Raw genomic sequence first — 18,595 nt, forward strand, 5'->3', positions numbered from 1 at the left:
TACCCGCCACTTCACGCCGGATGCGAGCCACCATGACCGACCTGACCCTCTATCACAACCCGCGCTGCTCCAAATCGCGCGGTGCCCTGGAACTGCTCGAGGCCCGAGGCCTGCAGCCCACTGTCGTGCGCTACCTGGAAACGCCGCCTACTGCCGAACAGCTCGCGAGCATCCTCGGCAAGCTCGGCATCGGCGCCCGTGCCCTGCTGCGCACCGGCGAAGACGAGTACAAGGCCCTGGGCCTGGCCGACGCCAGCCTCGACGAGGCGCAGCTGATCGACGCCATGGTCAGCCACCCGAAGCTGATCGAACGTCCGATCCTGGTCGCCGGCGACAAGGCCGTGGTCGGTCGTCCGCCGGAGAAGGTGCTGGAGCTGCTGGCATGAGTTCGCCCTATATCCTGGTGCTCTACTACAGCCGCCATGGCGCCACCGCGGAGATGGCCAGACAGATCGCCCGTGGCGTGGAGATGGCCGGCCTGGAAGCGCGCCTGCGCACGGTGCCGGCGGTTTCCAGCGAATGCGAGGCGGTCGCCCCCGACGTGCCCGAGGACGGCGCGATGTACGCGACCCTGGATGACCTCAAGCACTGCTCGGGCCTGGCCCTGGGTAGCCCGACCCGCTTCGGCAACATGGCCGCGCCGCTGAAATATTTTCTCGACGGCACCAGCAACCTGTGGCTGACCGGCGAGTTGGTCGGCAAACCTGCCGGCGTGTTCACCTCCACCGCCAGCCTGCATGGCGGCCAGGAAACGACGCTGCTGTCGATGATGCTGCCCCTGCTGCATCACGGCATGCTGCTCTGCGGCCTGCCCTACAGCGAGTCGGCGCTGCTCAACACACGCGGCGGCGGCACCCCCTACGGCCCCAGCCACCATGCCGGCGGCGATGGCAAGCGGGCACTGGACGAACATGAAACCGCCCTGTGCCGCGCACTTGGCCAACGTCTGGCCCAGACCGCCAGCAAACTGGAGCGCTGATCGTGGCCCGTGAGAAGAAACCGCTGCCCAGCCTCGAGTGGCTGCAACCACGCATGAAGCTCAGCCGCGCGCTCAGCCTGTTCAGCTTCGTCGCCCTGCTGCTCCTGCTGCTGGTCTGGAACCTGGCCTTCGCCGACCTGCACGGCGCACGCATCGGCGTGGTCCTGGCCATCCAGCTGCTGCCGCTGGCGCTGCTCGCCCCCGGCATCGTCCTAGGCAATGCCCGCGCCCACGCCTGGGCCTGCTTCGTGGTCAACCTGTACTTCATCCAGGGCGTGCTCGCCGCCATCGACCCGGCACGCGCCCTGTTCGGCGTGCTGGAGGCGCTGATCAGCTTCAACCTGTTCTGCTGCGCCCTGCTCTACACCCGCTGGCGCTTCCAGTACGACCGCAAGCTGGCAGGAGACGCCTGATGCGTCTGGTGCTGCTGCCAGGACTCAACGGCAGCAGCAACCTCTTCGCCTCTCTGCTCGACGCGCTGCGGGATGTCGACTGCCAGCCGCTCGTACTCCCGGATCAAGGCCCGCAGGATTACGCCAGCCTGACCGACAGGTTGCTCGCTGAGCTGGGGCATGCCCCCTTCGTACTGCTGGGTGAATCCTTCTCGGGCCCACTGGCGTTTCGCCTGGCGCTGCGAAAACCCGAAGGCCTGCGCGCCGTCATCTTCGCCGCCACCTTCCTGACCCGCCCGTCCCCATTCCTGGCGCTGCTCAGGCACATACCCATGCCACCGGCACTGCTCACGCACGCGCCGATACTGCGCGCGCTGGGCCTGGGTCGCGACGTCGAGGATGCAGTACTGAGACGGGTACAGGAGGAAATTCGCAGTCTGGATCAAGCGCTGGTACGTGCCCGCCTCGGCAGCCTGGCCGGACTGCGGGCAGTGCAAGGGCGTCTCGCCGTGCCCGCCCTGCAGCTATGGCCACAACAGGATCGGCTGGTTGCGGCCAGGGCAGGCGGCAGCCTGGCCGCGCATTGTGATGACCTGCGCCAGGTCCGCCTGGACGGGCCGCATTTCATTCTGCAGGCACGCCCACACGCTTGCGCACAGGCGATTCGCACCTTCATGGCGGACGTCGCGCAGCAGCAAGGCTAGCGACTGCGGCAGATACCCACGCCAGCCCCTACCAGCCCAGCGTTTCCTTGAGGAAGGGAATGGTCAGCTTGCGCTGGGCCTGCAGCGAAGCCTGATCCAGGCGTTCCAGCAGCTCGAACAACGCACTCATGCTGCGCTCACCACGGGTCAGGATGAAGCGACCGACGTCATCGCTCATCTGCAGGCCGCGCCGCGAGGCACGCAGCTGCAGGGCGCGCAGCTTGTCCTCGTCGGACAGCTCATGCAGCTGGAAGACCAGGGCCAGGGTCAGCCGCGACTTCAGGTCCGGCAGCTGGATCGGCAGCTCGCGCGGCGACATGGTGCCGGCCAGCAACAGGCGCCGGCCGCTGTCGCGCAGGCGGTTGAACAGGTGGAACAGGCCCTCCTCCCAATCGCTGCGCCCGGCCACCGCATCGAGGTCATCGAGGCAGACCAGCTCGCACAGTTCGAGGTTGTCGAGCAGTTCCGGGCCGTGCTGCACCACCTCGCCGAGCGGCAGATAGACCACCGCCTCGCCGCGCTGCTCGAAACGCAGGCAGGCCGCCTGGAGCAGGTGACTGCGCCCTACGCCTTCGCCACCCCAGAGGTAGATCAGGCTCTCCGTCCAGCCGGCATCGGCCTCGCACAGACGCTCGACATAGCCCAGCGCCGCCGCATTGGCACCGGGGTAGTAGTTGGCGAAGGTCGCGTCGTCACGCAGACGCACCCCCAGGGGAAGCTGGATTGGTTTCATGCAGGGCTCGGCGGTTCATCGGAACCGCTGTTGGACTCTCCGTAAAGACCGGAAAGTTTATATAAATCATGAGCATGACGCAGCAAAACCATGATCACGGCAGCCACCGGCAGCGCCAGCAGCACCCCGGTGAAGCCAAATAGCTGGCCGCCCGCGAGGATGGCGAAGATCACCGCCACCGGGTGCAGGCCGATGCGATCCCCCACCAGCATTGGCGTCAGCACCATCCCTTCGAGCATCTGGCCGATCATGAACACCACGCCGATGCCCAGCAGCGGGTAGGGATCGAGGCCGAACTGGAACAGCGCGGCGGTCAGCGCCGCACCGATCCCGACGATGAAGCCCATGTACGGCACGATGCTCGCCAGGCCGGCCAGCAGGCCGATCAACAGCCCCAGCTCCAGGCCGACCAGCATCAGCCCCGAGGCATAGATGACGCTCAGCGCCAGCATCACCAGCAGCTGCCCACGCAGGAAGGCGCCCAGTACCTCATGGCATTCGCTGGTCAGTTTCACCACCAGCCCTTCGCGCTGACGCGGCAACAGGCGACGCATGCGCTCGACCAGCAGGTCCCAGTCACGCATCAGGTAGAAGCTCACCACCGGAATCAGCAGCAGGTTGCCCAGCCAGGCGAGGAACGCCAGGCTCGAGGACGTCGCCTGGGCCAGCACCAGCTTGAGCACGTCGGTGGTCTTGCCGATGTTCTCGGTGAACACCTGCTTGAGCTGATCGAGCTGCAGCACATCCTGCAGCCCCAGCTGCGACTGCGTCCAGGGCAGCGCCGTGCCCTGCAGCCAGTCGAGCATCTCCGGCGCCAGCTGATACAGGCGCACCAGCTGGCGGCCGAGCATGGGTACCAGGACCAGCAGCAGGATCAGCAACACCAGCGCGAACAGGGCGAACACCACGACCACACCGCCGGTGCGCGACAGGCGATGACGCTCCAGGCGATCGACCAGCGGATCGCCGAGGTAGGCCAGCAGGATGCCGATCAGGAAAGGAGAAAGAATCGGGTGCAGCAGGTACAGCAGCCAGCCGAGCAGAAACAGCCCGGCCATCCATAGCCAACGAGTGGAATCGGTCATGCTCGCGTCCTCGATGCGAAACGGCGCCCAGGCGCCGCGTGACAGGGCTGCACACTCAGCCCGCCCTGTAGTCTACCAACGGAATCGCAGCTGATCGGTGCGCGGTTTCACCTGCGGCGCTTCGCTGCCGGTCCCGTCCGCCTCGGCGACCGGCTCGCCAGCGTCCACTGGCTCGGTCACTTCCTGCAGGTGTCCCAGGGCCAGCTGTGCACGCAGTTGTTCGGCGGTGGCGCTGACCTGGTAGGTCAGCGTCTGCCCGTCGACGTCCACCAGGCGCGCGGCGAACGGCTCGAGCAGGCGTTCCAGCGCAGCGAAGCGGCCAAGGTCGGCCCCCTCGATCACCACCGTCAGGCTTTGCGCCGCGCCTGGCTTGACCAGAAAACGTGGCGCCAGACGCTGATTGACCGCCAGCATCACGGCATCGGCCAACGCCGCCTGGTCGGCCGCCTCGGCCTTGCCCTGCTCGCGCTCATCGCCCAGCCACAAGCGCCAGGTCGCCTGCCAGGCGCCACCTGCCTCGGTGGCCTGCACAGCCAGCATGGCGTCGGCAGCGTAGCGCTCGGAGGCCTCGCGCAAGGCCTGCGGGTCATTGGCCGCCAGGGCTTCGCCGGTTGCCACCAGTTGCTCACTGAGATCGGCCAGCGGCAGACGCAACGGCAAGCCACGGTGCTGGGCCGCCGCGCGCAGCGTCGCTGCCGCCCCCTGGCTCTCGCCGATCAACTGGCTGCCGCCGACGGATTCGCTGAGCCACCAGGTCAGGATGGCCGGGCGGTTGCTGCCCCAGAGCGCCAGGCCAGCCTTGCGCAACTCGCGGTCGGTGCTGGCCGGGTCGAACTCGACCACCAGCGCATCGCCTTCGTAGCCGTAACGGCTGACGATCTGCTGCGGGTCCTTGCGCAATCCCTCCAGTCCAGCGCTCTGCAGCGCCTTGGTGTCACCGGTCAGACGCTGGACCAGGGTCTGCAGCGCCTGCTGCATGGCGACATCGCGGTTTTCCGGTTGCTGGTCGGCAACCGCCTCACGGACCTGGTACAGCTCGGCGACCGGCGCGGCCATGGCCGGCAGGCCCAGGCAGGTGAGACAGATGAACATCAGGCGGACAGACAGACGCATGGCGAACTCTCGCTAGGGATGGCGGCACGCAACGCTCGATTTCACGCACAGTGAACGAGCATTGCGGGCCGGCTTCGACGCAGCAATGGCAACGCAGGCAGTCATGCAACGGTCTGCCGGCGTGCGCAAAGGCCTATACCTTAAACAGCCGCTGGTGCCCCGGCAACCGCAGGCAGGCCCGGCGACAAAGCGCATGCGTGCGAGTGGCCGCTACCGGGCAAGCCTGATAAAATCGCGCGCCTTCGCCAGCCGCTATGCGCGCCGGGCTCTGTGCATGAGCCTGCGCCCAGTCGGCGCCTACACGAACTCCCCATCCAAAGGCCCGGATCTATGAGCAAGCAACCCTCCATCAGCTACAAGGACGCAGGTGTCGACATCGATGCCGGTGAAGCCCTGGTCGAACGCATCAAAGGCGTGGCCAAGCGCACCGCCCGTCCGGAAGTCATGGGTGGCCTGGGTGGCTTCGGCGCCCTGTGCGAGATCCCGGCCGGCTACAAGCAGCCCGTTCTGGTCTCCGGTACCGATGGTGTCGGCACCAAGCTGCGCCTGGCGCTGAACCTGAACAAGCACGACAGCATCGGTCAGGACCTGGTCGCCATGTGCGTCAACGACCTGGTGGTCTGTGGCGCCGAGCCGCTGTTCTTCCTCGATTACTACGCCACCGGCAAGCTCAACGTCGACGTGGCCGCCACCGTGGTCACCGGCATCGGTGCCGGCTGCGAGCTGGCTGGCTGCTCCCTGGTCGGTGGTGAAACCGCCGAGATGCCGGGCATGTACGAAGGCGAGGACTACGACCTGGCCGGCTTCTGCGTCGGCGTGGTGGAAAAGAGCGAGATCATCGACGGCTCCAGGGTGGTCACCGGTGACGCGCTGATCGCGCTGCCCTCCTCCGGCCCGCACTCCAACGGCTACTCGCTGATCCGCAAGATCATCGAAGTCTCCGGCGCCGACATCGAGCAGGTGCAACTGGACGGCAAGCCGCTGACCGACCTGCTGATGGCGCCGACGCGCATCTACGTCAAGCCGCTGCTCAAGCTGATCAAGGACACCGGCGCGGTCAAGGCCATGGCCCACATCACCGGCGGCGGCCTGCTGGACAACATCCCGCGCGTGCTGCCGCAAGGCGCCCAGGCCGTGATCGACGTGGCCAGCTGGAAGCGCCCGGCGGTGTTCGACTGGCTGCAGGAACAAGGCAACGTCGACGAGCACGAAATGCACCGCGTACTCAACTGCGGCGTCGGCATGGTCATCTGCGTGGCCCAGGATCAGGTCGAAACCGCCCTGGCCAGCCTGCGTGCCAGCGGTGAGGAGCCGTGGGTCATCGGCCAGATCAATGCGGCGGCCGAAGGCGCGGCGCAGGTTCAGCTGAACAACCTGAAAGGCCACTGATGCCCTGTAATGTCGTCGTCCTGATCTCCGGTTCAGGCAGCAATCTGCAGGCGTTGATCGACAGCATCGCCCACGACGGCAACCCGGCTCGCATCGCTGCGGTGGTCTGCAACCGCGCCGATGCCTATGGCCTGGAACGCGCCAGGCAGGCTGGCATCGCCACCGAGCTGCTCGATCACAAGCAGTTCGATGGCCGCGAAGCCTTCGATGCCGCACTGATCCAGGCCATCGACGCCCACCAGCCCGAGCTGGTGGTGCTGGCCGGCTTCATGCGCATCCTCACCCCTGGTTTCGTCGCCCACTACAGCGGTCGCCTGCTCAACATCCACCCTTCGCTGCTGCCCAGGCACAAGGGCCTGCACACCCACCAGCGCGCCCTGGAAGCCGGAGACGCCGAGCACGGCTGCAGCGTGCACTTCGTCACCGAGGAACTCGATGGTGGCCCTCTGGTCGTACAAGCAGTGCTGCCGGTCGCGCCGGACGACACGGCCGAGAGCCTGGCCCGTCGCGTGCACCAGCAGGAACATGCGATCTACCCGCTGGCGGTTCGCTGGTTTGCCGAAGGTCGCTTGCGTCTTGGTGCGCAAGGCGCAATGCTGGACGGCAAGCCGCTGCCCGCTGGCGGCCACCTGATCCGAACCTAGGAGACTCTATGCGTCGTGCCCTGCTGTTCGCCCTGACCCTGCTCAGCCTGCCCGCTCTTGCCGAAGACCTGCTGCCCTTCTCCGCCAGCTACACCGCGGACTGGAAACAGCTGCCCGTCAGCGGCAGCGCCGAACGCAGCCTCAAGCAGGATGCCGACGGCCGCTGGACCCTCAACTTCGAAGCCTCGATGCTGGTCGCCGGCCTGACCGAGGAAAGCACCTTCCGGGTCGAAAACCAGACCCTCATGCCGTTGACCTACCGCCTGAATCGCAGCGGTCTGGGCAAGGGCAAGAAGGTCGAGCAGGACTTCGACTGGGAGCAGAAACAAGTCATCGGCAATGACCGTGGCGACGCCGTGACCTTCCCGCTCAATCGTGGCCTGTTGGACAAGTCGACCTACCAGATCGCCCTGCAACAGGATGTCGCCGCCGGCAAGAAGAGCGTCAGCTACCAGGTGGTCGATGGCGACGAGATCGAGACCTACGACTTCCGCGTGCTCGGCGAGGAAGTGGTGCGCACCAAGGCCGGCCTGATCGATGCGATCAAGGTCGAGCGCGTCCGTGACCCCACGCAGAGCAGCCGCAAGACCGTGCTGTGGTTCGCCAAGGACTGGGGGCACCTGCTGGTGCGCCTGCACCAGGTGGAAACCGACGGCAAGGAATACCAGATCATGCTCAAGGAAGGCACGGTCGACGGCAAGCAGGTCGCAGGCCGCCGCGACTGATCTCACAGGCAATAAAAAACCGGGCAAGTGCCCGGTTTTTTATTGCCTGGATCCGGCCCCGCCTCGCGGCGCCGTGCTCAGTCCTGGCTGACCGCACCGATCTTGTGAATCGAGAGGTCGGCACCGTTGTACTCCTCCTCCTGACTGAGGCGGATACCCAGGGATGCCTTGAGCACGCCATACACCAGGAAGCCACCGACCAGGGCCACCGCAACGCCCAGCGCAGTACCGATCACCTGGCTGGCCAGGCTCACCCCGCCCAGGCCGCCCAGGGCCTCGAGGCCGAAGATGCCGCAGGCGATGCCGCCCCACACCCCGCACAGGCCATGCAGCGGCCATACGCCGAGCACGTCGTCGATCTTCCACTTCACCTGGGTCGCGGTGAATGCCCAGACGAACAGCGCGCCGGCGATGGCCCCCGTGACCAGTGCCCCCACCGGATGCATCAGGTCCGAACCGGCACAGACGGCCACCAGGCCGGCCAGGGGGCCGTTGTGCAGGAAGCCCGGGTCGTTGCGCCCGACCAGCAACGCCGCGACGGTACCGCCGACCATGGCCATCAGCGAGTTGACGGCTACCAGCCCGCTGACACCCTCAAGGGTCTGCGCACTCATCACGTTGAAGCCGAACCAGCCGATGATCAGGATCCACGAGCCCAGCGCCAGGAACGGGATGTTCGACGGCGCCATGGCGACCAGCTTGCCATCGCGATAGCGGCCATTGCGGCGCCCCAGCAGCGTCACCGCGCCGAACGCCAGCCAGCCACCCACCGCGTGGACCACCACCGACCCGGCGAAGTCATGGAAGCCCGCACCGAAGCTCCCCTCCAGCCAGGCCTGCAGGCCGTAGTTGCCGTTCCAGATCATGCCCTCGAAGAAGGGATAGACGAAGGCGACGATCAGCGCCGTGGCGCACAGCTGCGGACCGAACTTGGCCCGCTCGGCGATACCGCCGGAGATGATCGCCGGAATGGCAGCGGCGAAGGTCAGCAGGAAGAAGAATTTCACCAGCCCATAGCCGTGGTTCTCGGTCAGCACTGCGGCCGGCTCGAGGAAGGTGATGCCGTAGGCGATCCAGTAGCCGATAAAGAAATAGGCCAGGGCCGAGATGGCGAAGTCCGAGAGAATCTTGGAGAGCGCGTTGACCTGGTTCTTCTGCCGCACCGTCCCCACTTCGAGAAAGGCGAAGCCGGCATGCATGGCCAGAACCATGATCGCACCCAGCAGGATGAACAGGGTATTGGAGCCGTGGATCAGCGTGGCCACGGCACTGTTGATGTTTTCCATCGGGCGAGAAAACTCCAGAGGCAGAAGAAAAGGCACCAAACGAAGGCACGACCCCGAAATCACGCACCACAATGCAGCCAAGCGATTGTGCGCGCCCTCGAAGAGTGCTGGCAGGCGGCCCCAAAATGGCACCACCAGAAACTCGTCAATCGATGCTTAATTCTTGTTAATCAAATAGTTATGTGCGAATCCGGCCATCCTGAGCCAGGCCGAAGCAGCCCCATCAGGGAGCATTCGGCCACCCTCGCGCACCGACAAGTTGCAAGCGCTATACCAAACGCCAAGCCAGTCACTTCCCGACTATCCTTTTGGAACCCTCGCGCCGCAGAACACTCGTACCCCTTACACACCCTACGCAGAGGACTGCTCTATGCCACGCAAAGCCGCTACGCCTAGCACCAAGGACGCCCTGCTGGATGAATTCCAGGCTTTGGTCAGCGACACCGAAAAGCTCCTGCAACACTCCGCCAGCCTGGCCGGCGAGCAAGCCGAGGCGCTGCGCGACGACATCCGCAGCAGCCTGGGCCGCGCCCGCGACACGCTGCACAAGGCCGAGGCCGGCGTGCGCGAGCAAGGCAAGATCGCGGTCGATGCCACCGAGGATTACGTGCACAAGCACCCGTGGCAGGCACTGGGTCTGTCGGCCGCCATCGGCCTGGTCATCGGCCTGCTGATCAGCCGCCGTTGAGCGCGCCCACGCCCACCGGGCCATCGCCACGTCGCCTCGGCGCAGCGCTGCTGGGCCTGCTGCAGGGGCACGTGGCGCTGTTCGCCCACGAACTCGAAGACCAGCGCAACCAGGCCCTGCGCTCGCTGCTCCTGGGCGGACTGTGCCTGGGTTTCGCCCTGCTGCTGCTGATCGGCCTGTCCGCGCTGCTGCTGATCCTCTACTGGGACAGCCACCGTCTGGAGGTCGCCATCGGCCTGTGCCTGTTCTACGGCCTGGGCCTGCTCGGCTGCGCCGCCTGGCTGCTGCTCAGCCTGCGCAACGCCGAACCGCCCTTCAGCGCCAGCCTGGAGGAACTGCAACGAGACCGCGAGCAACTGCTGCCATGACCCTGCCTACCCTGCCCCCAGGCGCCTCGCGCCGCCAGTTGCGCAAGGCCGTGCTGCGCATGCGCCTGGAAATGCACCGCCAGGAGGTGCGCCATGAGGTGCTGCAGATCAGCGAACCGCTGCAGCAGGTGCGCGAATACGGCAAACGCCTGCGCACCGGCAATGCACCATTGTTGCTCACCGGCGGCGTGCTGGCGCTGGCCGGCCTGCTGGGCGGCAAACGGGGCTGGCGTCGCTGGGCGCGCCTGGCGCTGATCGTCGCGCCACTCCTGCGGCGTCGCTGAAAGGCGGGCAAACGGCCAGCATGGCTGGTCTAGTCCTGAGCTGGCCGCGATCTTGCTTGCTCGAGTGATCCTCCACCACTCGGTGGCTCAACCGCTGACGCTAAGGACACCCAGGTGATCGACGGACTGCCTTTCGCCGTCTTCCAACCCTTCATCGACACCGCCACGGGCCGTATCGCAGGTGTCGAGGCGCTGGCTCGCCTGCGTGACGCCGATGGCCGGATGCACTCCGCCGGGCCACTGTTCGCCGATCCGAAAACGCCACCGGCGGCGCTGCGCCGACTCGACCGCCAGGTTCGCGAGGATGCCTTGCGCCGCTTCCATCAGGCGCCGGCGGACTGGTTCCTCAGCCTCAACATCTCCCCTCGCTGGATCAGCCGCCTGCGCCCGGCGCAACCGCTGCCGAGCCTGATCCAGCTGCAGCGCAGCGCCATCGACCCGACACGTATCGTCTTCGAGATCACCGAGTTGGGCGGCGCCAGCCAGCGCCTGCCCGACGTGGTGTCGCGCTACCGCGAGGCCGGCGCACGCATCGCCATCGACGACTTCGGTGCCGGCTACTCGCAGCTCGACCGTGTCCTGGCGCTGCAGCCGGACATTCTCAAGCTGGACATGCGCCTGTTCCAGGAGGCCGCGCGGGGCGGCCCCAGTGGCGAGGTGGTCAAGGCCCTCGCGCAGATGGCGGAGAAGACCGGCTGCTGGATCATCGCCGAGGGCGTGGAAACCGAGGCGGAACTGAACTTCGCGCTGGAGTGCGGCGCCCGCTATGTGCAGGGTTTCCTGTTCGCCAAGCCGGAAGTGGAGCTGTTCGCCAGCGACGCCTTCGTCGGCCGCTTCGCCCGTCTGCGCGACAGCTACGTGCAACAGAAACTGGCCGAGCGGGCGCGCCTGGTCAACCTGCGCCAGCAGCTGGCCGAACTGATGGGTGAGCTGAAGCTGTGGGCGGAAAGCGGCGCCCCGGCCTCCAGCCTGAAGGCCCCCGACAACTACCCGTGGCTGCTGCGCATCTACCAGTGCGACCGTCACGGCACCCAGCTCACGCCGAACCTGGAGTGGCGCCAGCAGTCCTGGCACGCCGACGACCGCTACCTGGGCCACAACTGGTCGTGGCGCCCGTACTTCTACCAGCTGCTCGCCGAGGGCTGGGAGGAGCGCCGCCTGACGCTTTCCACCACCTACCGCGACGCCACCAGCAACCAGTACTGCCTGACGGCCGGCCAGTTCATCGACAACGGCCGGCGCCTGCTGCTGGTGGACATCGACGCCGCTGGGCTCTGAGCGGCCCGTCCCAGTCTCTGCAAGGCCGATCACTTGGGGCAGCATGGGGCGACGAGCCCTGCAGTCAGCGCTGCGAGGAGATATTGCCGCCGTCGACCACCAGCTCGGCGCCGGTGATGTAGCTGGCCTCGGACGACAGCAGGAAGCGCACGGCAGTCGCCACTTCACGGGGCTGACCGAGGCGCCCCAGGAGAATGCGGCTCTCGAAACGCTCCTTGAGCCCCGTCGGCGCTGCCGCGATGGCATCGGCGATCATCTGGGTCATGATCTGGCCTGGCGAGACGGCGTTGATGCGAATGCCAAAGCGCGCCAGCTCATCGGCCAAGGCGCGGTTCAGGCCGAGCATGCCGGCCTTGGAGGCACTGTAGGTGGGGTTGAAGGCATTGCCGAGGGTGGCGTTGATCGAGGCGATCCCCACGCAGGCGGCCCCCTTGCTGACCTTGAAGTCCTCCAGCAAGGCCTGAATCATGAACGGCCAGCAACGCAGGTTGATATCCATCACCTGCGCCCAGGCAGCCGGGCTCAGCTGTTCCAGCGGGCAGGTACCGGGAACGCCGGCAGCGTGCACCAGGCCACCAATGGTGCCCAGCGCTGCGCGGCTCTGGTTGATCGCCCGACTCACCTGGCCGAGGTCCGCCACATCGACGCCCAGACTGGTCGTCGCCACTCCGGTGGCCTCACTGATGCGCACCGCTTCAACGATCGCCTTGTCGACCTGCAGGTCCCACAGCGCCACGGGCCGGCCGGCCTCAGCCAGCAACTCGGCGCACGCCAGGCCAATGCCCGAAGCAGCCCCCGTCACGATGACCGGGCTGGTGAGTGCGGCAGGTGCATGAGTCGATGACATCGAGGAACTCCTGTTGACGGTGCGCTGCACGATGAGCCCCGGCCGTGCCAAGGCGATTGGCAACAGGCGCCTGACGAATATCGGGCCGGCAATGCGCAGTCAGCATACGCAGAGCCTCCTGCCGTGCATCGTCGATATGGACTAGAGGCAGCGGACGCAGAGCGGAAACATCGCCCCCATCGGCACCCTGCACTTGCAGGCGCCCGCTTGAACACCCAAGCTAGGAGCCCGGATCAACAGGCGAGGATCGGCCTTGGATTGGCATACCCTGCTCACCCGCGAACGTCTCGGCAAACCCGCCCCCAGCTCTGACGAGCTCGGGCGCAGCCCCTTCCACAAAGACCACGACCGCATCATCTTCTCCGGTGCCTTTCGCCGCCTGGGGCGCAAGACGCAGGTGCACCCGGTCTCGAGCAACGACCATATCCATACCCGCCTGACCCACTCGCTGGAGGTCAGTTGCGTCGGGCGGTCGCTGGCCATGCGCGTGGGCGAGATGCTGCGCGAGACGCTGCCCAGCTGGTGCACGCCAAGCGATCTGGGCATGGTCGTGCAGTCGGCCTGCCTGGCCCATGACATCGGCAACCCGCCATTCGGCCATTCCGGAGAGGATGCCATCCGCCACTGGTTCCAGCAGGCGGCGGCACGCGGCTGGCTGGATGCGATGAGCGACGCCGAGCGCGGCGACTTCCTCAATTTCGAAGGCAATGCCCAGGGGTTCCGCGTCCTCACCCAGCTGGAGTACCACCAGTTCGACGGCGGCACGCGCCTGACCTACGCCACCCTGGGCAGCTACCTCAAATACCCCTGGACGGCCCGCCACGCTGAAGCGCTGGGCTACAAGAAGCACAAGTTCGGCTGCTACCAGAGCGAGCTGCCGCTGCTCGAACAGATCGCCGCCAAGCTGGAGCTGCCCCAGTTGGAGGCGCAGCGCTGGGCGCGCCACCCGCTGGTGTACCTGATGGAGGCAGCGGATGACATCTGCTACGGCCTGATCGACCTGGAAGATGGCGTGGAGATGGAGCTGCTCGACTATGCCGAAGTCGAGGCGCTGCTGCTCGCCCTGGTGGGCGATGACCTGCCGGAAACCTATCGCCAGCTCGGCCCACGGGACTCGCGGCGACGCAAACTGGCGATCCTGCGCGGCAAGGCCATCGAGCACCTGACCAATGCCGCCGCCAACGCCTTCGTCGAACAGCAGCACGATCTGCTTGCCGGGCGCCTGCAGGGCGATCTGGTCGAGCACATGCACGGCGCGGCCAAGCACTGCGTGCAGAGCGCCAAGTCACTGGCCCGGGAGAAGATCTTCCACGACAAGCGCAAGACCCTGCACGAGATCGGCGCCTACACCACCCTGGAAATTCTCCTCAACGCGTTCTGCGGCGCGGCGCTGGAGCAGCACAGCGGCCGCCCGCTGTCGTTCAAGCACCGGCGCATCCTCGATCTGCTCAGCTACTACGCCCCGGAACCCGGCTGGCCGCTGTACCGCTCGTTCATGCGGGTCATCGATTTCATCGCCGGCATGACCGACAGCTACGCTACGGAAATGGCGAGAGAAATGACCGGGCGTTCCGCGACCTCATGAAGAACCTGATCCGCAGCAGCTTCACCTGGCATGCCGGCCCGCCGGCATGGGGCCCGGCCGTCGTCGCCGGGCTGGGCTGCGCACTGCCCCTGCTGCTGGGTCTGTTCACCGCCCATACCGGCTTCCTGTGGGCCTCTGCGGGCGCCTTCCAGGCGGCGCAGGCCAACCCCCTGCATCGCTTCGGCATGCTGCGCATGCTGCTGCTCACCCTGCTGGGTGCCTGCAGTGCCGGGCTGGGCTTCTGGGCGGCCACGCATCCGTTGATCAGCCTGGGCATCTTCGCCGCCTTCGGCCTGCTGCTGGCCTGGCTGCAGCGCTTCGGCAGCGAAGCCGGCAAGCTGGGCATCGGCCTGTGCATCTGCCTGTGCCTGGGCCAGGGGCAATTCGGCACCGGCCATCTGCACAACCCTTACGCAGTGGCCATGCTGTTCATCCTCGGCGGGCTCTGGGTCATGCTGCTGGCCTTCGGCTTGCGCGGCGTACACGGCCTGCGCATGTGGCCCTACATGCCGCGTTTCATCAGCGTTCTCAAGGTACTCAAGCGCCATGCCCAGCGCTTGCCGCGCCAGCAATGGCGGCTGCACGCACTGGCCTGCGTGCTCGCCTTCTCGGCCTCGGGTCTGCTGGTCAACCTGGCCGGACTGTCACGCGGTTACTGGCTGACCCTGACCGTCATCACCACCCTGCAACTGGAATTCCAGGGCAGCCTGGTGCGCGCCCTGCAGGCCAGCCTCGCCAGCCTGGCCGCGGCAGGCCTGCTGATCGCCTTCGGGCACAGCCTGCAGAGCCCGCCGGTGATGGTCGGCACGCTCCTGCTGCTGGTCTTCCTCAGTCGCGCCCTGCAGGCCAATCACTATGGCCTGTTCGTGTTGCAGACCAGCCTGTGCTTCGTGCTGCTGACCGAAAGCCTGTCCAAGGACTGGCACCTGGCGGAAGTGCGCCTGCTCAATGCGCTGATCGGCGTCGCCCTGGCCCTGACCGTCGCCCTGCTGGTGCATGGCTTGCGCGTGCACCTGAGCAAAACCGTGACGACGACGGCAACGCCGGAAAAACCGTCCTAGAGCGTTCGGCAGAATCGCCAAGCCTTCACTATGCTGAGTGAGCCTGCAGCGCCCGCAAGGAGTGAAGTGCGATGCTCAATACCGCCGTTCCCCGCGAACGCCGTTTTCCCCTGCACGTCCATATCAGCGTTCTGTTCACCCTCCTGCTCCTGTTCACCGGCGTCGTGCTGGGTCTGTTCAACTACCGACAGACCAGTCAGCTGATCTTTTCCAGCAGCGCGACCCTGTTCGAACGCATCCAGCAGGACGTCGAACGGGACCTGGACAGCACCTACCGCCCCATACGCCACGTGCTCAGCCTGATCGCCCTGCATCCCGCCACCCAGGCCAGGGAGCTCGACGAACGCCTGAAACTGCTGCCCCTGTTCGCCCAGGCCCTGCGCGACAACCCCAAGCTCGCCTCGCTCTACCTGGGTTACGAGGACGGTGACTTCTTCATGGTCCGCCCGCTGCGTAGCGACGCGCTCAAGCAGCGCTTCGACGCACCGGACAAGGCCGCCTACCAGGTCTGGAGCATCGACCGCAGCGCCACCGGAACGGCCAGCGACTACCTGTTCTACGACGGCTCGCTCAACCCCTTGAGCCGCCGCCAGAACCTCAAGGAGTCATACGATCCACGCAAGCGCGAGTGGTTCATCCGCGCACGGGGCGATGGCGGGCAGATCACCACCGCGCCCTACCTGTTCTTCTCCACCCAGGAGATCGGTACCACGCTGGCCAGGCGCACCGGCCTGACTACGGTTCTCGGCGCCGACCTGACCCTGGACGACCTCTCCGCCACCCTGGCCAAGCACCGCGTCACCCCCAACAGCGAAGTGGTGCTGGCCGATGCCAATGGCGATGCCGTCGCCTACCCCGACAGCAGCCGCCTGTTGCGCGAGGTGGATGGCAAGACCGAGCGGGTCAAGGTCAGGGATCTCAACCCGGCCCTTGGCGAGCTGTTGTCCGGCAAGCTCTCGGAGCAGGAAGACGGCATCGTCGAGCTGGCCAAGCAGCGCTGGGTCATGTCCCAGCGGCACCTGCGCGAAGGTGGCCCCCAGGGCCTGCACCTGGCGCTGCTGGTGCCCGAGCACGAACTGCTGGCGGACGCCTATCGCATCCGCTGGCAGGGTGCGCTGATCACCCTGACCACCCTGCTGCTCTGCCTGCCGCTGGGCTGGCTGACCTCGCGCCTAGTGGTCAAGCCCCTGCGCAGCCTGGTGCTGGAGGCACAGGCGATTCACCGTTTCGATTTCGCCTTTCCGGCCAGCGGCCGCTCGCCCATCCTGGAGGTCGACCAACTGGCGGTCTCGATGAGCAGCATGAAGGATCGCCTGTCGAGATTCCTCGACATCGCCGCCAGCCTCTCCGCCGAGACCCATTTCGAAGCGTTGCTCAAGCGCGTACTGGACGCCACCGTATCCATCAGCGATGCCCAGGGTGGCCTGCTCTATCTGCTCGACAACGACACTGGCCGCCTGGAACCGCAGGGCCTGGTCATCGACGGCCAGAGCCGCAGCCTGAGCGAGCTGGGCATCGCCGGCGTGGCCCATGACGACCCCGCCCTGCCCGGCTGGCTGCAGCGGCCCGCCACGGGCGGCGACAGCATCGCCACCTCCATCGGCTTCGATCAGGCCGGCAGCTTCCAGGGGCTGCTGTCGGCGATGGACAGCCCTCGCCTGCACCTGATCTCGGCCGGCCTGCACAACCGCCAGGGCGACACCGTCGGCGTGCTGGTGCTGCTGCAGCGTGACAGCGGCGAGAACAGCGAGAGCATGCTCAGCCCGGACCGCGTCGCCTTCGTCGATGCTGTCTCCGGCAGCGCCGCCCTGTGCATCGAGAGCCAGCGCCTGCTGGCCAGGCAGAAGCAGCTGCTGGACGCCTTCATCCAGCTGATCGCCGGTGCCATCGATGCCAAGAGCCCCTATACCGGCGGGCATTGCCAGCGCGTACCGGAGATCACCCTGATGCTCGCCCGTGCGGCAGCCGACAGCGAGCGGCCCGAGTTTCGCGACTACAACCCCAGCGACGAGGACTGGGAAGCCCTGCATATCGCCGCCTGGCTGCACGACTGCGGCAAGGTCACCACGCCCGAGTACGTGGTCGACAAGGCGACCAAGCTGGAGACCCTGTACGACCGCATCCATGAAGTGCGCATGCGTTTCGAAGTGCTCAAGCGCGATGCCTGGATCAGTTACTGGCGCGCCCTCAGCGAGGGCGGCGAAGAGCGCGCGCTGGCGGCGCTGCGCGACCACCTGCTGGCGGAGCTGGACGACGAATTCGCCTTCATCGCACGCATCAACCTGGGCGGCGAAAGCATGGCCGATGCGGACCAGGCACGCCTGCGGCAGATCGCCGAACGGCGCTGGTCCCGTACCCTCGACAAGCGCCTGGGCGTGTCCTGGGAAGAGGCCAAGCGCCTGCAGCGTTCGGCTCCGGACAGCCTGCCGGTCGACGAGCCCTTGCTGGCCGACTGCCCCGAGCACCTGATCGAACGTGACGAGCAGGACACGATCGGCCCCGACAACCCCTGGGGGTTCCGCCTGGAGGTGCCGCCGTACAAGTTCAACCGTGGCGAGCTGCACAACCTGAGCATCGCCCGCGGCACGCTGACGGCCGAGGAGCGCTACATCATCAATCATCACATCGTGCAGACCATCCTGATGCTCGACCGCCTGCCCTTCCCCAAGCACCTGCAGAACGTCACCGAGATCGCCGGAGGACACCACGAGAAGATGGATGGCAGCGGCTACCCGAAACGCCTGACACGCGAGCAGATGAGCCTGCCGGCACGGATGATGGCGATTGCCGATATCTTCGAGGCGCTGACGGCCGCCGACCGCCCCTACAAGAAGGGCAAGTCGCTTTCGGAAGCGCTGGATATCATGGCGGGCATGTGCCGGGGGGCGCATGTCGACCCGCAGCTGTTCGCCCTGTTCGTGCGCCAGAAGATCTACCGGCGCTATGCCGAGCGTTTCATGCAGGCGGATCAGATCGACGCGGTGGACGAGCAGGCGCTACTGGATAAGGCGGGGCTTGCCTGACCAGGCCTCGGAACGAAGCCTGGTCGGCCGGGGGGGCGCTGGAGAGACCAGCGCCGCCTGTCGATCAGGCCTGGTTGATCGGCTTTTCCGGGTACCAGACGTCCAGCAGCGGACTGATCTCGAAACCCTGCAGCTCGTCACGCCCTTTCAGCCAGGCTTCGACGGCAGTGCGCTGCTCTTCGGCCACCGAGCCACGCTTGGCCAGGCACACGAGGCCGTAGTCTTCCCCGCCCACGTAGTCCAGGTCATTGCCGGCGATCGCGTGGTCGAGGAACTGATCGACGAAATCGTCGATGGTCTGGTCGTTCAGGTCGGCCTTGAAGTTCAGGGTCAGCTCGAAGCCCAGCTCCTGAAATTCATCGACACAGAGCTTCTTGCGCAGACGGCGGGAACGGTTGGTCGCCATGAAAC

At 66.5% G+C, this 18,595-nt stretch carries 20 protein-coding genes; 14 read left to right on the plus strand and 6 right to left on the minus strand.

What is annotated here, in order from left to right; all coding sequences use genetic code 11:
* Nucleotides 1-32: 32 nt before the first annotated feature.
* Genes arsC through EWH21_RS16935 form a run of 4 tightly spaced genes read left to right on the plus strand, consistent with a single transcriptional unit; the run spans nt 33 to nt 2,075 of the window.
* Nucleotides 33-386 (plus strand): arsenate reductase (glutaredoxin), encoded by a 354-nt coding sequence (gene arsC / locus EWH21_RS16920; RefSeq protein WP_037053199.1) that lies wholly within the window; start codon nt 33-35, stop codon nt 384-386.
* A complete protein-coding gene (wrbA, locus tag EWH21_RS16925) occupies nt 383-979 on the plus strand; it encodes an NAD(P)H:quinone oxidoreductase (RefSeq protein ID WP_277698893.1) in 597 nt (198 codons plus the stop codon). The genes arsC and wrbA overlap by 4 nt, the downstream gene beginning before the upstream one ends.
* A gap of 2 nt (nt 980-981) precedes the next feature.
* On the plus strand, nt 982-1,392 hold the full coding sequence (locus EWH21_RS16930) for a DUF2069 domain-containing protein (protein ID WP_037053201.1): 411 nt from the start codon (nt 982-984) through the stop codon (nt 1,390-1,392).
* The gene (locus tag EWH21_RS16935; protein ID WP_277698894.1) at nt 1,392-2,075 is read left to right on the plus strand and encodes an alpha/beta hydrolase; all 684 of its coding nucleotides are present in this window, start codon (nt 1,392-1,394) and stop codon (nt 2,073-2,075) included. The genes EWH21_RS16930 and EWH21_RS16935 overlap by 1 nt, the downstream gene beginning before the upstream one ends.
* 28 nt (nt 2,076-2,103) lie before the next feature.
* On the opposite strand, the gene hda is transcribed toward EWH21_RS16935, so the two are convergent.
* From hda to EWH21_RS16950, 3 genes are all read right to left on the minus strand, one after another.
* On the minus strand, nt 2,104-2,808 hold the full coding sequence (gene hda / locus EWH21_RS16940) for a DnaA regulatory inactivator Hda (RefSeq protein ID WP_037053203.1): 705 nt from the start codon (nt 2,806-2,808) through the stop codon (nt 2,104-2,106).
* Nucleotides 2,805-3,893 carry an AI-2E family transporter gene (locus EWH21_RS16945; protein ID WP_277698895.1) on the minus strand — a complete coding sequence of 363 codons (1,089 nt, stop codon included), beginning with the start codon at nt 3,891-3,893 and terminating at the stop codon, nt 2,805-2,807. Before EWH21_RS16945 ends, hda begins: the two co-directional genes overlap by 4 nt.
* A 72-nt stretch (nt 3,894-3,965) precedes the next feature.
* The gene (locus EWH21_RS16950; protein WP_277698896.1) at nt 3,966-5,006 is read right to left on the minus strand and encodes a DUF2066 domain-containing protein; all 1,041 of its coding nucleotides are present in this window, start codon (nt 5,004-5,006) and stop codon (nt 3,966-3,968) included.
* Between the two features lie 330 nt (nt 5,007-5,336).
* Here EWH21_RS16950 and purM point away from each other — a divergent pair, with 330 nt between their 5' ends.
* Genes purM through EWH21_RS16965 form a run of 3 tightly spaced genes read left to right on the plus strand, consistent with a single transcriptional unit; the run spans nt 5,337 to nt 7,764 of the window.
* Nucleotides 5,337-6,395, plus strand: coding sequence for a phosphoribosylformylglycinamidine cyclo-ligase (gene purM, locus EWH21_RS16955; RefSeq protein WP_037053207.1), 1,059 nt, complete (start codon nt 5,337-5,339; stop codon nt 6,393-6,395).
* Nucleotides 6,395-7,039, plus strand: a complete 645-nt coding sequence (gene purN / locus EWH21_RS16960) for a phosphoribosylglycinamide formyltransferase (protein ID WP_037053209.1) — start codon at nt 6,395-6,397, stop codon at nt 7,037-7,039. Before purM ends, purN begins: the two co-directional genes overlap by 1 nt.
* Before the next feature lie 8 nt (nt 7,040-7,047).
* Nucleotides 7,048-7,764, plus strand: coding sequence for a DUF3108 domain-containing protein (locus EWH21_RS16965; protein WP_277698897.1), 717 nt, complete (start codon nt 7,048-7,050; stop codon nt 7,762-7,764).
* Between the two features lie 77 nt (nt 7,765-7,841).
* On the opposite strand, the gene EWH21_RS16970 is transcribed toward EWH21_RS16965, so the two are convergent.
* Nucleotides 7,842-9,050 (minus strand): ammonium transporter, encoded by a 1,209-nt coding sequence (locus EWH21_RS16970; RefSeq protein ID WP_277698898.1) that lies wholly within the window; start codon nt 9,048-9,050, stop codon nt 7,842-7,844.
* A 370-nt stretch (nt 9,051-9,420) separates the two neighbouring features.
* Between EWH21_RS16970 and EWH21_RS16975 the strand changes: the two genes are divergently transcribed.
* The 4 genes from EWH21_RS16975 (at nt 9,421) to EWH21_RS16990 (ending at nt 11,668) form a co-directional block, all read left to right on the plus strand.
* A complete protein-coding gene (locus EWH21_RS16975) occupies nt 9,421-9,738 on the plus strand; it encodes a YqjD family protein (RefSeq protein ID WP_037053213.1) in 318 nt (105 codons plus the stop codon).
* On the plus strand, nt 9,735-10,106 hold the full coding sequence (locus EWH21_RS16980; RefSeq protein ID WP_152489193.1) for a phage holin family protein: 372 nt from the start codon (nt 9,735-9,737) through the stop codon (nt 10,104-10,106). Before EWH21_RS16975 ends, EWH21_RS16980 begins: the two co-directional genes overlap by 4 nt.
* Nucleotides 10,103-10,390 carry a hypothetical protein gene (locus EWH21_RS16985; RefSeq protein WP_047586713.1) on the plus strand — a complete coding sequence of 96 codons (288 nt, stop codon included), beginning with the start codon at nt 10,103-10,105 and terminating at the stop codon, nt 10,388-10,390. Before EWH21_RS16980 ends, EWH21_RS16985 begins: the two co-directional genes overlap by 4 nt.
* A gap of 114 nt (nt 10,391-10,504) precedes the next feature.
* A complete protein-coding gene (locus EWH21_RS16990; protein WP_047586710.1) occupies nt 10,505-11,668 on the plus strand; it encodes an EAL domain-containing protein in 1,164 nt (387 codons plus the stop codon).
* 64 nt (nt 11,669-11,732) lie between these two features.
* On the opposite strand, the gene EWH21_RS16995 is transcribed toward EWH21_RS16990, so the two are convergent.
* Complete coding sequence (locus EWH21_RS16995; RefSeq protein WP_152489195.1) at nt 11,733-12,515, minus strand: SDR family oxidoreductase; 783 nt, start codon at nt 12,513-12,515, stop codon at nt 11,733-11,735.
* Nucleotides 12,516-12,768: 253 nt separating this feature from the next.
* On the opposite strand from EWH21_RS16995, the gene EWH21_RS17000 reads away from it, so the two are divergent.
* The 3 genes from EWH21_RS17000 to EWH21_RS17010 all read left to right on the plus strand — a co-directional run bounded on the left by EWH21_RS17000 (nt 12,769) and on the right by EWH21_RS17010 (nt 18,184).
* Nucleotides 12,769-14,100 (plus strand): deoxyguanosinetriphosphate triphosphohydrolase, encoded by a 1,332-nt coding sequence (locus EWH21_RS17000; RefSeq protein ID WP_037053222.1) that lies wholly within the window; start codon nt 12,769-12,771, stop codon nt 14,098-14,100.
* The gene (locus tag EWH21_RS17005; RefSeq protein WP_277698899.1) at nt 14,097-15,161 is read left to right on the plus strand and encodes an FUSC family protein; all 1,065 of its coding nucleotides are present in this window, start codon (nt 14,097-14,099) and stop codon (nt 15,159-15,161) included. The genes EWH21_RS17000 and EWH21_RS17005 overlap by 4 nt, the downstream gene beginning before the upstream one ends.
* Before the next feature lie 71 nt (nt 15,162-15,232).
* A complete protein-coding gene (locus EWH21_RS17010) occupies nt 15,233-18,184 on the plus strand; it encodes an HD domain-containing phosphohydrolase (RefSeq protein ID WP_277698900.1) in 2,952 nt (983 codons plus the stop codon).
* Nucleotides 18,185-18,248: 64 nt separating this feature from the next.
* Here the strand turns inward: EWH21_RS17010 and EWH21_RS17015 are convergent, their stop codons facing one another.
* Entirely contained in the window at nt 18,249-18,590 is a 342-nt protein-coding gene (locus EWH21_RS17015) for a YggL family protein (protein ID WP_277698901.1), read from the minus strand.
* Between the last annotated feature and the right edge of the window lie 5 nt (nt 18,591-18,595).

It is taken from the genome of Pseudomonas sp. REST10, assembly GCF_029542605.1.
GTDB lineage: Bacteria > Pseudomonadota > Gammaproteobacteria > Pseudomonadales > Pseudomonadaceae > Aquipseudomonas > Aquipseudomonas khazarica.

Bases quoted from the DNA above. Each gene is read 5' to 3' on its own strand.
- arsC (WP_037053199.1), top strand. From the start codon at position 33: ATGACCGACCTGACCCTCTATCACAACCCGCGCTGCTCCAAATCGCGC.
- wrbA (WP_277698893.1), top strand. From the start codon at position 383: ATGAGTTCGCCCTATATCCTGGTGCTCTACTACAGCCGCCATGGCGCC.
- EWH21_RS16935 (WP_277698894.1), top strand. From the start codon at position 1,392: ATGCGTCTGGTGCTGCTGCCAGGACTCAACGGCAGCAGCAACCTCTTC.
- hda (WP_037053203.1), bottom strand. From the start codon at position 2,808: ATGAAACCAATCCAGCTTCCCCTGGGGGTGCGTCTGCGTGACGACGCG.
- EWH21_RS16945 (WP_277698895.1), bottom strand. From the start codon at position 3,893: ATGACCGATTCCACTCGTTGGCTATGGATGGCCGGGCTGTTTCTGCTC.
- EWH21_RS16950 (WP_277698896.1), bottom strand. From the start codon at position 5,006: ATGCGTCTGTCTGTCCGCCTGATGTTCATCTGTCTCACCTGCCTGGGC.
- purM (WP_037053207.1), top strand. From the start codon at position 5,337: ATGAGCAAGCAACCCTCCATCAGCTACAAGGACGCAGGTGTCGACATC.
- purN (WP_037053209.1), top strand. From the start codon at position 6,395: ATGCCCTGTAATGTCGTCGTCCTGATCTCCGGTTCAGGCAGCAATCTG.
- EWH21_RS16965 (WP_277698897.1), top strand. From the start codon at position 7,048: ATGCGTCGTGCCCTGCTGTTCGCCCTGACCCTGCTCAGCCTGCCCGCT.
- EWH21_RS16970 (WP_277698898.1), bottom strand. From the start codon at position 9,050: ATGGAAAACATCAACAGTGCCGTGGCCACGCTGATCCACGGCTCCAAT.
- EWH21_RS16975 (WP_037053213.1), top strand. From the start codon at position 9,421: ATGCCACGCAAAGCCGCTACGCCTAGCACCAAGGACGCCCTGCTGGAT.
- EWH21_RS16985 (WP_047586713.1), top strand. From the start codon at position 10,103: ATGACCCTGCCTACCCTGCCCCCAGGCGCCTCGCGCCGCCAGTTGCGC.
- EWH21_RS16995 (WP_152489195.1), bottom strand. From the start codon at position 12,515: ATGTCATCGACTCATGCACCTGCCGCACTCACCAGCCCGGTCATCGTG.
- EWH21_RS17005 (WP_277698899.1), top strand. From the start codon at position 14,097: ATGAAGAACCTGATCCGCAGCAGCTTCACCTGGCATGCCGGCCCGCCG.
- EWH21_RS17010 (WP_277698900.1), top strand. From the start codon at position 15,233: ATGCTCAATACCGCCGTTCCCCGCGAACGCCGTTTTCCCCTGCACGTC.
- EWH21_RS17015 (WP_277698901.1), bottom strand. From the start codon at position 18,590: ATGGCGACCAACCGTTCCCGCCGTCTGCGCAAGAAGCTCTGTGTCGAT.